At 70.8% G+C, this 13,889-nt stretch carries 12 protein-coding genes and 1 riboswitch; of the genes, 1 reads left to right on the forward strand and 11 read right to left on the reverse strand.

The window, feature by feature from the left end; translation table 11 throughout:
- A partial coding sequence (gene gcvP / locus ACRWND_RS28575) for an aminomethyl-transferring glycine dehydrogenase (RefSeq protein ID WP_431954475.1) occupies positions 1-2,885 on the reverse strand: 2,885 nt, incomplete at its 3' end.
- A 157-nt stretch (positions 2,886-3,042) separates the two neighbouring features.
- A riboswitch (glycine riboswitch) is annotated at positions 3,043-3,147 on the reverse strand.
- A 101-nt stretch (positions 3,148-3,248) separates the two neighbouring features.
- On the opposite strand from gcvP, the gene ACRWND_RS28580 reads away from it, so the two are divergent.
- Entirely contained in the window at positions 3,249-3,629 is a 381-nt protein-coding gene (locus ACRWND_RS28580) for a PRC-barrel domain-containing protein (protein ID WP_431954477.1), read from the forward strand.
- Here the strand turns inward: ACRWND_RS28580 and ACRWND_RS28585 are convergent.
- From ACRWND_RS28585 to ACRWND_RS28630, 10 genes are all read right to left on the reverse strand, one after another.
- Positions 3,542-4,996 (reverse strand): DNA polymerase IV, encoded by a 1,455-nt coding sequence (locus ACRWND_RS28585; RefSeq protein WP_431954495.1) that lies wholly within the window; start codon positions 4,994-4,996, stop codon positions 3,542-3,544. The genes ACRWND_RS28580 and ACRWND_RS28585 overlap by 88 nt on opposite strands.
- A 92-nt stretch (positions 4,997-5,088) precedes the next feature.
- A complete protein-coding gene (locus ACRWND_RS28590; RefSeq protein ID WP_431954479.1) occupies positions 5,089-5,712 on the reverse strand; it encodes a MerR family transcriptional regulator in 624 nt (207 codons plus the stop codon).
- Positions 5,713-5,904: 192 nt separating this feature from the next.
- Positions 5,905-6,378, reverse strand: a complete 474-nt coding sequence (locus ACRWND_RS28595; protein ID WP_093716750.1) for a bifunctional nuclease family protein — start codon at positions 6,376-6,378, stop codon at positions 5,905-5,907.
- Between the two features lie 88 nt (positions 6,379-6,466).
- Entirely contained in the window at positions 6,467-7,213 is a 747-nt protein-coding gene (ftsR, locus tag ACRWND_RS28600; protein ID WP_431954481.1) for a transcriptional regulator FtsR, read from the reverse strand.
- Between the two features lie 17 nt (positions 7,214-7,230).
- Positions 7,231-8,052: an FHA domain-containing protein gene (locus ACRWND_RS28605; RefSeq protein ID WP_431954497.1), complete on the reverse strand. Its 822-nt coding sequence runs from the start codon at positions 8,050-8,052 to the stop codon at positions 7,231-7,233.
- A 111-nt stretch (positions 8,053-8,163) separates the two neighbouring features.
- Positions 8,164-9,162 (reverse strand): DUF881 domain-containing protein, encoded by a 999-nt coding sequence (locus ACRWND_RS28610; protein ID WP_431954483.1) that lies wholly within the window; start codon positions 9,160-9,162, stop codon positions 8,164-8,166.
- Positions 9,163-9,169: 7 nt separating this feature from the next.
- Complete coding sequence (locus ACRWND_RS28615; protein ID WP_003984969.1) at positions 9,170-9,502, reverse strand: small basic family protein; 333 nt, start codon at positions 9,500-9,502, stop codon at positions 9,170-9,172.
- Positions 9,499-10,440 (reverse strand): DUF881 domain-containing protein, encoded by a 942-nt coding sequence (locus ACRWND_RS28620; protein ID WP_431954489.1) that lies wholly within the window; start codon positions 10,438-10,440, stop codon positions 9,499-9,501. The genes ACRWND_RS28615 and ACRWND_RS28620 overlap by 4 nt, the downstream gene beginning before the upstream one ends.
- Before the next feature lie 94 nt (positions 10,441-10,534).
- Complete coding sequence (locus ACRWND_RS28625) at positions 10,535-13,030, reverse strand: sugar phosphate nucleotidyltransferase (RefSeq protein WP_431954491.1); 2,496 nt, start codon at positions 13,028-13,030, stop codon at positions 10,535-10,537.
- Between the two features lie 142 nt (positions 13,031-13,172).
- Positions 13,173-13,781 (reverse strand): CDP-alcohol phosphatidyltransferase family protein, encoded by a 609-nt coding sequence (locus ACRWND_RS28630; protein WP_431954493.1) that lies wholly within the window; start codon positions 13,779-13,781, stop codon positions 13,173-13,175.
- Positions 13,782-13,889: the final 108 nt, after the last annotated feature.

The raw sequence follows: 13,889 nt of genomic DNA on the forward strand, positions 1-13,889 counted from the left end.
TACGCGTCGTACTCGTCCAGCGGCGGGCAGGAGCAGACGAGGTTGCGGTCGCCGAAGGCGCCGTCGATGCGGCGGACCGGCGGCCAGTACTTGTCCGCGGCCGACACACCGGCGGGGAAGACGGCCTCCTCACGGGAGTAGGGGTGCTCCCAGTCGCCGCCCAGGGCCGCCGCCGTGTGCGGGGCGTTGCGCAGCGGGTTGTCCTCCGCGGGCCACTCCCCCGAGCCGACCCGCTCGATCTCGCCGCGGATCGCGATCATCGTGTCGCAGAAGCGGTCCAGCTCCGCGAGGTTCTCGCTCTCGGTCGGCTCGATCATCAGCGTCCCGGCCACCGGGAACGACATCGTCGGCGCGTGGAAGCCGTAGTCGATCAGGCGCTTGGCGACGTCGTCGACCGTCACGCCCGTCTCCTTGGTCAGCGGGCGCAGGTCGATGATGCACTCGTGCGCGACGAGCCCGCCCGGGCCGGTGTAGAGCACCGGGAAGTGCGGCTCCAGGCGCTTGGCGATGTAGTTCGCGCTCAGCACCGCCACCTGGGTGGCGCGCTTGAGGCCTTCGCCGCCCATGAGCCGTACGTACGCCCAGGAGATCGGCAGGATGCCGGCCGAGCCCCAGGGCGCCGCCGAGATCGGGCCGACGCCCGTCTCCGGGCCGGCGGACGGCTGGAGCGGGTGGTTGGGCAGGTACGGGGCGAGGTGGGCGCGGACGGCGACCGGGCCGACGCCGGGGCCGCCGCCGCCGTGCGGGATGCAGAAGGTCTTGTGCAGGTTCAGGTGCGAGACGTCGCCGCCGAAGTGGCCCGGCTTCGCCAGACCGACCAGGGCGTTGAGGTTCGCTCCGTCCACGTAGACCTGGCCGCCGGCGTCGTGCACCGCGGCGCAGATGTCGGCGATGTGCTCCTCGAAGACGCCGTGCGTGGACGGGTAGGTGACCATGAGCACGGCGAGCTCGTCGCGGTGCTGCTCGATCTTGGCACGCAGGTCCTCGACGTCGACCTCACCGTCGCCGGCCGTCTTCACCACGACGACCTTCATGCCGGCCATCACGGCGCTGGCCGCGTTGGTGCCGTGGGCGGAGGAGGGGATGAGGCAGACCGTGCGCTGGGAGTCGCCGTTGGCGCGGTGGTAGGCGCGGACGGCCAGCAGACCGGCGAGCTCGCCCTGGGAGCCGGCGTTCGGCTGGAGGCTCACCTTGTCGTAGCCGGTGACCTCGGCGAGGCGCTCCTCCAGTTCGCGGATGAGGGTCAGGTAGCCCTCGGCCTGGTCGGCCGGCGCGAAGGGGTGCAGCGCGCCGAACTCGGGCCAGGTGACCGGCTCCATCTCGGTGGTCGCGTTGAGCTTCATCGTGCACGAGCCCAGCGGGATCATGCCGCGGTCGAGCGCGTAGTCGCGGTCGGCGAGACGGCGCAGGTAGCGCAGCATCGCGGTCTCGGAGCGGTGCTGGTGGAAGACCGGGTGGGTCAGGTAGTCAACCTCGCGGACCAGGGCGGCGGGCAGCGCGTCCTCGGTGGCCGCGTCCAGGGTCTCGACGTCGGCGGTGACGCCGAAGGCACCCCAGACCGCGGCGAGGTCGGCACGGCCGGTGGTCTCGTCGCAGGCGATGCCGACCCGGTCGGCGTCGACCTGGCGCAGGTTGACCCCGGCCTTGTGGGCGGCGGCCACGACCTCGGCGGCACGGCCTGGCACCCGGGCCGTGACGGTGTCGAAGAAGGCGCCGGTGGTCACCTCGACGCCGCCGGCGCGCAGGCCCGCGGCGAGCAGCGCGGCGTAGCGGTGGGTGCGGCGGGCGATCTGCGCCAGTCCGTCGGGGCCGTGGTAGACCGCGTACATGCCGGCCATGACGGCGAGCAGCACCTGCGCGGTGCAGATGTTGCTGGTGGCCTTCTCGCGGCGGATGTGCTGTTCGCGGGTCTGCAGCGCGAGACGGTAGGCCTTGTTCCCGTCGGCGTCGACGGAGACGCCGACCAGTCGGCCCGGCAGGCTGCGGGCGTAGGCGTCGCGGACGGCCATGTACCCCGCGTGCGGGCCGCCGAAGCCCATGGGCACGCCGAATCGCTGCGTGGTGCCGACCGCGATGTCGGCGCCGAGCTTGCCGGGGGAGGTGAGCACGGTCAGGGCCAGCAGGTCGGCGGCCACGGTGACGACGGCGCCGAGCCCGTGGGCCTGCTCGATAACCGGCCTCAGGTCGCGCACGGCGCCGGAGGCACCCGGGTACTGCAGCAGCACGCCGAAGACGCCGCGCTCGGCGATCTCCGCCGGGATGCCCTGGCTGAGGTCGGCGACCACCACCTCGACACCGGTGGGCTCGGCGCGGGTCTCGATGACGGCGACGGTCTGCGGGAAGGTGTCGGCGTCGATCACGAAGACGCCGTCCTTGACCTTGCCGACGCGGCGGGCCAGCGCCATCGCCTCGGCGGCGGCCGTGCCCTCGTCGAGCAGCGAGGCGCCGGAGGTGGGCAGCCCCGTGAGGTCGGCGACGACTGTCTGGAAGTTGAGCAGGGCCTCGAGGCGGCCCTGCGAGATCTCCGGCTGGTAGGGCGTGTACGCCGTGTACCAGGCCGGGTTCTCCATGACGTTGCGCAGGATGACCGGCGGGGTGAAGGTGCCGTAGTAGCCGAGGCCGAGCATGGGCCGCAGCACCTGGTTGCGGTCGGCGAGCGAGCGCAGCTCGGCGAGCACCTCGGGCTCGGTGCGGGCGTCGGACAGGCCGAGCGCTTCAGCGCTCTTGATGGCGTCCGGGACGGCGGCGGAGGTCAGCTCGTCCAGCGAGCCGTAGCCGACCTGCGCGAGCATCTTGGCTTGCGCACCGGCGTCGGGCCCGATGTGGCGCTGCTCGAAGGGGATGCCGCGCTCCAGCTCGGAGAGTGGTATGCGGTTGGCGGTCATCTGCGGAGGCCTCCTGGTCTGGCGCGACACGGCCTCCCCCTCTGTCATCTGAACCTGAGAGCTTCACCGTCCCGCACACGCCGGGGCGGCTTTCACCGTCGGTGAGGACGCGAACGCGCACAGGGGTGCGGCGCCCGTTCCTGCTTTCCAGAGTGACCTCACCCCTGCGGTACGGATGCCTGAGAGATTCCGGGGAGGGTTTGCTCCTTCGGCGCCCGGCGTGCGGTTCACCGCGTCGCCGGGACTCTCCCGCAAGGGGTCAGCAGCCGCCTTCAGCCTACCAGCGCGGTCCGGTGAGGGGGCATGTGACAGTTGCCACCTTTCATGCCTAAATAGGATTAAACGCGACCAGTTGGAGGGACCGTGCAGACCGGTATCGATCCGCGCAGCCTCATCGGACGCAGGGCCTTCGACCGCAACGGAGTGAAGATCGGCATCATCGACGAGGTGTACCTCGACGATGCCACCGGGGAGCCCGAATGGGCCGCGGTGCGCACCGGTCTCTTCAGCCGCGACGCGTTCGTGCCCCTGGACCCGAGCGAGTTCACCGGCGAGGAACTGCGCGTGCCGTTCGACAAGGCACTGATCAAAGACGCCCCCGATTTCGGCGTGGGCCGGCACCTCTCCCCCGAACAGGAGCTCCAGCTCTACCACCACTACGGCATGAGCGGGCCCTCCCTGTCCGGTCCCGTGCCGGAACCGCCGCCGGACCGCGACTTCGGCACGCTGGCAGGCGACAGCTGACATCGCGACGGCGGCTGATCCGGTGGCACCAGCGGCAGCGGCTCCGACGGCTCCAGCTCCGGATCGCCCACCGCGAAGGTCCGCACGCGCCCCGGCGCCGCCGAGCCCGGCTCCTCGAAGCGGACGGTGACCCGGCCCACCCCGCTGCCCTGCACCCACCCGGCGCCGTACTCGCTGTGCCGTACGTCCTGGCCCGGCATCCAGCGCCGCTCCACGGCCCCCGGCTCCGGGGCGCCCGGCGCCGACGCCTCCGGCGCTCCCTCCGAGGTCCCTTCCAGCGCACCCGCCGCTTCCTCCTCCCGTTCCGCCGCCTGGGCGAAGAGGTCCTCCTGCGTGTAGTCGGCGAGTCCGGCGACGCCGACTCCGAGCAGCCGGACGCCGCCCGTGATGTCGACGGCCTCCAGCAGGCGCGCCGCTGTCTCCCGGACCACGGCCAGGTCGTCCGTCGGGGCGCGCAGGGTCTCCGAACGGGTCAGCGTCGTGAAGTCGTACCGCCGCACCTTCAGCACCACCGTGCGGCCCGAACGGCCCGCGGAGCGCAGCCTGCGCACACAGCGGTCGGCCAGCCTGTCCACCTCGAGCCGGACGCGCACCCGGTCGGTGAGGTCGACGTCGAAGGTGTCCTCGACCGAGATCGACTTGCTCTCGCGGTCGGCGACCACGGGCCGCTCGTCGATCCCCAGGGCCATCTGGTGCACATGGGCCCCGTGCGCCTTGCCGAGCAGCCGGACGAGCTCGGCCTCCCCCGCCTCCACCACCTCGCCGACCGTGAGGATGCCGGCCCGTCGCAGGTGCTCCGCCGTCGCGGGCCCCACCCCGGGCAGCGTGCGCACCTGCAAGGGGGCCAGCAGCTCGCGCTCGGTGCCCGGCTCGATGACCACCAGCCCGTCCGGCTTGGCCCGCTCCGAAGCGATCTTGGCCAGGAGTTTGGAGCCCGCCAGCCCCACCGAGCCGGTGAGGCCGGTCGCCGCCCTGATGTCACTTCGCAGCCGCTCCCCCACCGCACGCGGGTCGTCCGCGATGCCGCCCGCCTCCAGGTCGACGAAGGCCTCGTCCAGGCTGAGCGGCTCGACCAGCGGTGACAACCGCGACAGCAACTCCATCACCACATCGCTGATCTGCCGGTACACGGCGAAGCGCGGCACCAGGTAGGCGGCGTTCGGACACAACCGGCGGGCGTGCGCCATCGCCATCGCCGAGTGCACACCGTGCACCCGGGCCTCGTACGACGCGGTCGCCACCACGCCACGGGGCCCGAGGCCCCCCACGACGACCGGCTTCCCCCGCAGACTCGGCTTCGCCGCCTGCTCCACGGCGGCGAAGAACGCGTCCATGTCCAGGTGCAGGATGGTCGGCGCGCTTCTCACAGTCACCGATGGTGCACCACCGGTCCGACATCCGCCGTACACCTGTACGGCGGACGGACGGGTGCTGCGGACGGGTGTGGTGTCGCGACCGCTCAGCCCGCGCGGTTGCGGCGCCGCGCCAGCTCGTCGCCCGGATTGTGGCCGACCAGCGTCTCCCCCGTGTCGACCCGCTCGGAGTGCAGCTGCGACAGAGCGCCCTCGACGTCCCGCCACACCACGCCCACGGCGATACCGAAGATTCCCTGACCGCCCTTGAGGAGGTCGACGACCTCGTCCGGGGAGGTGCACTCGTACACCGTCGCGCCGTCGCTCATCAGCGTCATGCGGGTGAGCTCGGCCGGCCCGCTGGAGCGCAGGTGCTGCACGGCGGTGCGGATGTTCTGCAGCGACACCCCCGTGTCCAGGAGCCGCTTGACGATCTTGAGGACCACCACGTCGCGGAAGCTGTACAGCCGCTGCGTCCCCGAGCCGTACGCGGGGCGGATGCTCGGCTCCACGAGCCCCGTCCGCGCCCAGTAGTCCAGTTGGCGGTAGGTGATTCCGGTGGCCGCGCAGGCGGTGGGCCCGCGGTAGCCGACCTTGTCGCCGGCCCCCTCCGGAAGCTGTCCCGAGGTGTCCCCCGAGCCCCCTCCGGGGGGCGCCGCGGCGTTGCGGGCCAGGGCCCCGCGCATCGGATACGGGCCGCCGAAGGCCGTACCGTCGCCGGTGCTTCTCACGCCGACCTCCCGTCCCTTCGCACCCCTCAGGGCACGCGCACGTGCCATCGGGACTTTCCCTCTCGACGGTAGGCAGTCACTCCGGGTGCGTCAACGATCGCCACGCTCGGCACGCCGAGTGATATCAGCCCCAAAGGTGGTTTCCCGTGTCCACGGTGGGGGTACGGCTGCTCGGATGGCCCCCGCGGGCCTTCACTGGTTGCTGGTGCCGAAGTCCTCGGGCGAGATCTGGTCGAGGAACTCGCGGAACTTCTCGACCTCGTCCTCCTGCTCGTCGGGGATGGCGATGCCGGCGTCGTCCAGCACACCGTCGCTCCCGTAGATGGGGGTTCCGGTACGCAGCGCGAGCGCTATGGCATCCGAGGGACGGGCGCTCACCTCCACGCCGCTGGCGAAGACCAGCTCGGCGTAGAAGACGCCGTCGCGCAGATCGGTGATCCGGACCTCGGTCAGCGTCTGGCCGACGGCCTCGAGCACGTCCTTGAACAGATCATGGGTCAGCGGCCGCGCGGGAGTCATGCCCTGTTGCGCGAAAGCGATGGCGGTGGCTTCCCCCGGCCCGATCCAGATGGGCAGGTAGCGGTCGCCCCCCACTTCGCGCAGGAGCACAATCGGCTGGTTGGAGGGCATTTCGACCCGGACACCCACGACGTCGAGCTCGTTCACACAGCAACCCTAGGCCGTGCCCGGCAGGTTTGGGTAGTCGGGACGGGCCCGGCCGGTCGCCGAATGGGCGCGTCCGGGCCGTACCGGCTCAGAAGAGCCGCACCCCGAGCGCGGACTGCACCAGCGCCGCGTGCAGCCGCACCGACAGCGCCGCCAGCTCCCGCGCGGTGGCCTCCGCGTGCGTCCTGGTCTGCGGATTGCGGTGCCTGCGCAGGGGCGCGACCACCTGTTCCACCAGCCCGGCCTCACGATCGGCGGCCGCCTTCACCGCGCGCAGATGGCGCGGTTCGAGCCCGAAACGGCCGAGATCGGCCACGATCTTTGCGATGTTCACCGTTTCGGCGTCATAGTCGCCCTCAGGGCCGGCCTCCACCAGGCCGTACGCCTCCCACTGGGCGAGTTCGTCCGCTTCGGCGCCCGTGGCGGCCAGGAGTTCCTCCCTGCCGATGCGCAGCGCCGCCGGCGCCTCCCGTTCCACCGTGCCGACCTCGAGCAGCTCCCTGGACTCCCCGGAGGCCGGGGACGGCAGCGGCAGGGGTTCCCCGCGATCGAGGGCGTCGAGGTGGTCGCGGATCACTTTGAGCGGCAGGTAGTGGTCGCGCTGCATGCGCAGCACGTGCCCGAGCCGTTCCACGTCCCGGACGGTGAACTTCCGGTACCCCGAGGGGGTGCGTTGCGGCTCCACCAGCCCCTCCGCCTCCAGGAAGCGGATCTTGGAGATGGTGACCTCGGGGAACTCCTCCCGCAACTCGTTGAGCACCGCTCCGATGCTCAGCAGCCGGTCGTCCGCGGTGGCGGTGCCGTTGCCGGCACCGCCCGACGGTGTACGAAGCATGAACCTTCCCTCGCGGGTCAGGCGCCCCACTGGCTCGCGTAGAAGACCAGTCGGTACTTGCCGATCTGCACCTCATCGCCGCTGGACAGGGTCACCGAGTCGATCCGCTCCCGGTTGACGTAGGTGCCGTTCAGGCTGCCGACGTCGGAGACGGTGAAGGAACCGTCAGGTGCGCGCCGGAACTCCACGTGGCGCCGCGAGACGGTGACGTCGTCCAGGAAGATGTCGCTCTCCGGGTGGCGGCCGGCCGTCGTCAGCTCACCGTCCAGGAGGAAGCGGCTCCCCGAGTTGGGACCACGGCGCACGACGAGCAGCGCGGAGCCCGGGGGTAGCGCGTCGACCGCCGCCTGGGCCTCCGGGGACAGCGCCGGCAGCGCGGTCTGTCCCGTCGCCTCCGCCTCGTACGCCTCGATCCCCGAGATGGAGATCGTGGACGTGGTCTCGGAGGCGCGCTCGGACGGCACTCCGGCACGCAACGGCGCGCCGCAGTTGGAGCAGAAGCGGCTCGCTTCCGCGTTCTGGAACCCGCACCGCGCACAGACCGGCAAGGACCCTCCACCCGTGACAGAGGCTGATGGTTGCTGGAAACCTATGCGCCCCGCAGCCGCAGGGTCAACAGAAACCGCGCCAGGACCGCCCGAAATGTCACCACCCGGAGCAGCGACGCCGTCACGGAACAGCGGGCGCTCCTCGCTCTGCTCCTCCCCCTGCGCGTGCCGCGGCGCGCGGTGACGCGCCGTGGGGCTGTCACCAGCCGGACGCGAACTCTTGCCGAACCACTTACCGAACAACTTCACGGGCGATTCCCCTTGAACGACACAGACCCGCCCGTGGGGCAGGACGAACCCTCAGTCACGACCAACACACAGTTTCTCTCACGCACCACCCCGGCGGTGCGGCGACCCCCCGCATTCTGCTGCCCTCCCCCGCACACCCCACGCGTCCCGGCCTCACCGGGTTGACGACTGAGCGTAGTCAGGCTGCTCCGACGGCCGCAAGGCATCGACAACGATCTTCTCCGATCGCGCGACATCCGCTGTGGCCTGCTCCTTCTCCAGAGTCTGTACCACGCCTCCCGGGATGTTCAGGGCGGGTTCAAGATCTTGTGGATTACCGATGACCTTGAACCGGTACGGCGCGTTCACCTTGTGCCCGTCGATCCGCACACCGCCCGACCCCTGGGTGAAGTACGTGTCGGCCACGACGCGCACGTCGTTGATCTGGATCGCCTCCGCTCCCGCGGCGCGCAGCTCCTGGAGCGCGTCGAGCAGCATGTCCGCCTCGACCGTGTGGTGGGGGTCCGTGACGGTGAGCGTGATCCCGGGCCCCTCGACGGCGACCGTGCCGGCCAGCACCCCGAGTTGCTCGGCCTTCTGCTCGGTCTGCTTGCGGGCCTCCTCGGCCTGGTCGGAGCTGTTCTCCAGTTCCGTGCGCTGCTCCTCCAAGCGCCGCCGCTCGTCGCCCAGTCGCTGCGAGCGGTTGTCCAGCTCGTCCAGGATGCGCACCAGGTCCTCCTGGCGGGCGCCGCGCAGAGCGCCGGTGTCACTGGTGGAGCGGACCTGGATGGCCAGACCGAGCCCGAGCACGAACAGCAGCAGCGCGACGATCAACTGGGCGCGGGACACCCGCGGCGGCCACAGCCCCGCCGCCAGGCGCTGACGGCCGGTCATGGCGGGCGCTGCGCCCTCGGGTCCCTCAGGTCCCTCGCGTTCCCCCGTGTCCGCCGACGGCTGCCGCCGGCCCTCCGTCGGCCCGACGGCCGGCGTCGGCCCGGCAGCGGGCGGCTCCGGGCGCTGCGGCGGGGAGGGCCGCGCGGGCGGCTCGGGCTCCGCACCCTCGGCCGGCCTGCGCGGCTCGCCGGAGGTTTCCGGGGCACCGGGGCGCGGCGACTCCGGCCGCTCCGGACCGTCCGGCAGGTGCTCAGGCGTCTGGTCGTTCTCGTCACTCATCGTGCTGTCACGCCCGGAAGACATGGCGGCGGATCGCCGCGGCGTTGGAGAAGATCCGGATGCCGAGGACGACGACCACGCCTGTGGAGAGCTGCGCGCCCACCCCCAGCTTGTCACCCAGGAAGACGATCAGCGCCGCCACGACGACATTGGAGAGGAAGGACACCACGAAGACCTTGTCGTCGAAGATCCCGTCGAGCATAGCCCGCAGACCGCCGAAGACGGCGTCGAGCGCGGCGACCACGGCGATCGGGAGGTAGGGCTCGACCACCGTCGGCACGACGGGGCGGACCACCAGGCCCACCACCACTCCAACGATCAGGCCCAGTACGGCGATCAATTCGTACCCTTCCCACTTCCGGATGCGCCCGGCGACGGCCCGGTCGGCGGGACCGGGGTCGCGGAGCGGATGATCAGACTCGGAGCCGCGGGCAGTTCCAGCTTCTCCCGCTCGGAGATGCGCGCGCGGATCCCGTAGTTCTCCTCCAGGACATGCAGGTACTGCCCGTCCGCACTGTCCTGGAAGGACGTGCTCAGCTTCTGGGGAGCCCCGATGGCCAGAACCATGTAGGGCGGTACCAGCGGCCGGTTGTCGACCAGTATGGCGTCACCCGCGGCGCGGATGGCCGACAACGAGGTCAGCCGCTGCCCGTTGATGGAGATCGCCTCCGCCCCCGACGCCCACAGGCCGTTCACGACGCGCTGCATGTCCCGGTCCCGGACGCGGCCGGTGTCGGAGAAGTCGCTGGTCGTGCGCGGATCGCTGCCGCCGCCCGCCGAGGACCCCTTGGCGTCGTCGACCTCCAGTCGGATGCCCGGTCCCGTGACGGGCGTCGCCCCGGCGAGCAGCGCCACGCGCTCGGCGTCGCCGTCCTGGTGTTTGAGCGCCTGCCGCTGCCTGGCCGCCACGTCGTCGCGCAGTTCGTCGACCTGTTTCTGCAGATCGTCGGCGGCACGGGTCTCGGTCTCGATGCGGTCGATGAGCTTCTGCCGCTCCTTGGCCAGTGTGGGGGCCGCCACGCGTGTCTGCGCCGCGCCCACGGTGACCACCACGGCGGCCAGCACCAGCCCCAGGGCGAGCACCAGACGGCCGCGCAGTGTTCCGGGCAGTCGGGAGGTCCCCGTCGCACCCCGGCGGGCGGCGGCCTCGGCGTATCCGTCGTCGAGGCTGTGCTCCATGACGTTGGTCAGCAGCGACATGGAGGCGTCCGGACGGCGGTTCACCGCCCTGGCAGGGGCGCTGCTCCGATCGGGGTGCTGCTGCGACATGCCGCACATCGTCGCACGTCCTCGCCGACGGCCTGGAACGGGCCCCTGCCGACGCGCCGTTCGCCGCGCCGGCAGGGTTCCGTGAGCGGTGGCCGCGCCGGGCTCAGCGGCCCGCGCTGTCCACGATGCCCGACCACTCCTCGATCAGTGCCTGCGCGGAGGCGTCGTCCGGGCCCTCCGCCCACAGGTGCGTCACCGCCTCGGCCGGGTCGGGCAGCACCATCACCCAGCGGCCGTCCGCCTCGACCACGCGCACGCCGTCGGTGGTGTCGACGGAGCGGTCGCCCGCCTCCTCCACCACGCGGCGCATGACCATGCCCTTGACCGCCCACGGCGTCGCCAGGTCCCGCTTGAGGACGTGGGCACGCGGAATGCGCGCGTCGATCTGGCTCAGTGTGAGCTGGGTACGGGCCACCAGGCCGATCAGCCGCACGAAGGCCGCCGCGCCGTCGAAGACGCTGCTGAACTCCGGGACGATGAAACCGCCCTTGCCGTCCCCGCCGAAGATGGTCGAGTCCTGCCGGCCGACCCGGGTCAGGTCATCGGGCGAGGTCGTCGTCCAGTCCACCTGCGTGCCGTGGTACGCGGCGACCTGCTCGGCGATGCGCGTCGTCGTCACCGGGAGCGCCACCCGGCCGCTGCGGCGCTCGGCGGCGACCAGGTCGAGCAGGACCAGCAGGGCCCGGTCGTCCTCGATGATCCTGCCCTGCTCGTCCACCAGCGACAGCCGCTCGCCCACCGGGTCGAAGCGCACACCGAAGGCGGCTCGCGAGGACGCCACGATCTCCCCGAGCCGGACGAGGCCGGCCCGCCGGCTGTCCGCGGTCTCCGTCGGTCTGGCCTCGTTGAGTCCGGGGTTGATCGTCAGTGAGTCCACCCCGAGTCGGCCGAGCAGGCTCGGCAGCACCAGGCCGGCGCTGCCGTTCGCGGCGTCCACCACGACCTTGAGACCCGCCTCGGCGATGCCCGACGTGTCCACGGCCCGCAGCAGCGCGCCGGTGTAGGAGTCGAAGACACTCGACGGGAAGTTCAGGTCGCCGATCTCACCGGGGAACGCACGCCGGTACTCCTGGCGCGCGAAGACCCGGTCCAGCTTGCGCTGCCCCGCGGCCGACAGGTCGGCGCCGCGTTCGTCGAAGAACATGATGTCGACCGAGTCGGGGATGCCCGGGCTCGTCCGGATCATGATGCCGCCGGCACTGCCGCGGGCGGTCTGCTGCCGCGCCACGGGCATCGGCACGTTCTCCAGGTCCCGGACGTCGATCGCACTGGCCTGGAGCGCCGAGATCACGGCACGTTTCAGCGCTCGCGCGCCCCGGGAGTGGTCGCGGGCGGTGGTGACGGTGGCGCCCTTCTTGAGGGTCGTCGCGTACGCGCCCGCGAGGCGCACGGCGAGTTCCGGGGTGATCTCGACGTTGAGGATGCCGGAGACGCCCCGCGCCCCGAAGAGGTTCGCCTGGCCCCTGGACTCCCAGATGACCGACGTGTTCACGAAGGCGCCGGCCTCGATGGTCTTGAACGGATACACCCGGACGTCGCCCGCGATGATCGACTCCTCGCCGATCAGGCACTCGTCGCCGATGACCGCGCCGTCGTCGATCCGCGCCGCGCGCATGACATCCGTGTTCTTGCCGATGACGCAGCCGCGGAGGTTGGTCTGGGGCCCGATGTAGACGTTGTCGTGGACGACGGCCTTGTGCAGGAAGGCGCCCGACTTCACCACGACGTTGGAGCCGATCACCGTGTGCTCGCGCAGCTCGGCGCCGGCCTCGACCTTGGCGTAGTCGCCGATGTAGAGGGGACCGCGCAGCGTCGCCTCCGGGTGGACCTCCGCGCCCTCGGCGACCCAGACCCCTGGCGAGATCTCGAAGCCCTCGATGTCGACGTCGACCTTGCCCTCCAGGACGTCGGCCTGCGCCTTGATGTAGCTCTCGTGGGTGCCGACGTCCTCCCAGTAGCCCTCGGCGATGTAGCCGTAGATGGGCTTGCCTTCCTTCATCAGCTGCGGGAAGACGTCACCGGACCAGTCCACGGAGACGTCGGGCTCGACGTAGTCGAAGACCTCGGGCTCCATGACGTAGATGCCGGTGTTCACGGTGTCGGAGAAGACCTGGCCCCAGGTCGGCTTCTCGAGGAAGCGCTCGACCTTGCCCTCCTCATCGACGATGGTGATGCCGAACTCCAGGGGGTTGGGCACCCGGGTCAGGCAGACGGTGACGAGCCCGCCCTTCTCCTTGTGGAAGTTGATCAGCTCGGTGAGATCGAAATCGGTCAGGGCGTCACCGGAGATCACCAGGAACGCATCGTCCTTGAGCGCGTCCTCGGCGTTCTTGACGCTGCCGGCGGTGCCGAGTGGCTTCTCCTCGTTCGCGTAGGTGAGCTCCATGCCGAGCTCCTCACCGTCGCCGAAGTAGTTCTTGACGAGCGAGGCGAGGAACTGGACGGTCACCACGGTCTCGGTCAGACCGTGCCGCTTGAGCAGCTTGAGCACATGCTGCATGATCGGCTGATTCACGACCGGCAGCAGCGGTTTGGGCATGCTCGAGGTCATCGGGCGAAGGCGTGTGCCCTCGCCGCCGGCCATCACGACGGCCTTCATGTCGGAAGCGTCCTCCTCAAAGAGACGGCTGTCTTGCCGACGTTCACCCGTGCGTGTGTCGCGCGGACGGACCACGCGTTCCCCCGGACCGCCGGTCACACGCGGGGTACCGGCCGGAAGCTCTCCTGCCGCGTACGCGGGCTCAGTCGGCCGTGGCGTCCGCCCTGACAAGTCGGCGGACTTGGACCACGTAGAGGATCCCTGCCCACCAATACAGCGTTGTACCCCATCCGGCGAACGCCCATCCGAAAATAGCAGCGAGCGTGTTCAGCCACCCGTCGCCGTCGCTCAGCAGCAGAAGTGGGAAGGCGTACATGAGGTTGAAGGTGGCGGCCTTGCCCATGAAGTTGACCTGCGGCGGACCCCACCCGTGCCGGCGCATGACCAGGATCATCACGCCCATGACGGCGTCCCTGGCCACCAGGATGGCCGTCAGCCACCAGGGTAGGATCCCGCGCCAGGTGAGGCCGACGAGCGTGGAGACGATGTACAGGCGGTCCGCGGCCGGATCCAGTACCCGGCCGAGGCTGCTGATCTGGTTCCAGCGACGCGCCAGCTTCCCGTCGAGGTAGTCGCTGATGCCGCTCAGGGCGAGCACGAGCAGCGCCCAGCCGTCGACCTTCGGACCGCCGAACTCGGGCCACAGGATGAGCCACAGAAACACTGGCACGCCCAACAGCCGTGCCATGCTCAGGATGTTGGGGATCGTGAAGACGCGATCCGTCTGCACCCTTGTCTCCTGGACCTCCACCGGGGGTCCCTCCTGTTGTACGTACGCTCCGATGATTCCACCCGACTTTACATCAGGGCATGAAAAAGCCCGCCGCCGGGCCTGTAAAAAGGCTCCGACGACGGGCGT

Source organism: Actinacidiphila sp. bgisy167 (assembly GCF_965342175.1).
Taxonomy (GTDB): domain Bacteria; phylum Actinomycetota; class Actinomycetes; order Streptomycetales; family Streptomycetaceae; genus Actinacidiphila.

Bases quoted from the DNA above. Each gene is read 5' to 3' on its own strand.
- ACRWND_RS28625 (WP_431954491.1), bottom strand. From the start codon at position 13,030: ATGAAGGCCGTCGTGATGGCCGGCGGCGAGGGCACACGCCTTCGCCCG.
- ACRWND_RS28610 (WP_431954483.1), bottom strand. From the start codon at position 9,162: ATGAGTGACGAGAACGACCAGACGCCTGAGCACCTGCCGGACGGTCCG.
- ACRWND_RS28620 (WP_431954489.1), bottom strand. From the start codon at position 10,440: ATGTGCGGCATGTCGCAGCAGCACCCCGATCGGAGCAGCGCCCCTGCC.
- ftsR (WP_431954481.1), bottom strand. From the start codon at position 7,213: ATGCTTCGTACACCGTCGGGCGGTGCCGGCAACGGCACCGCCACCGCG.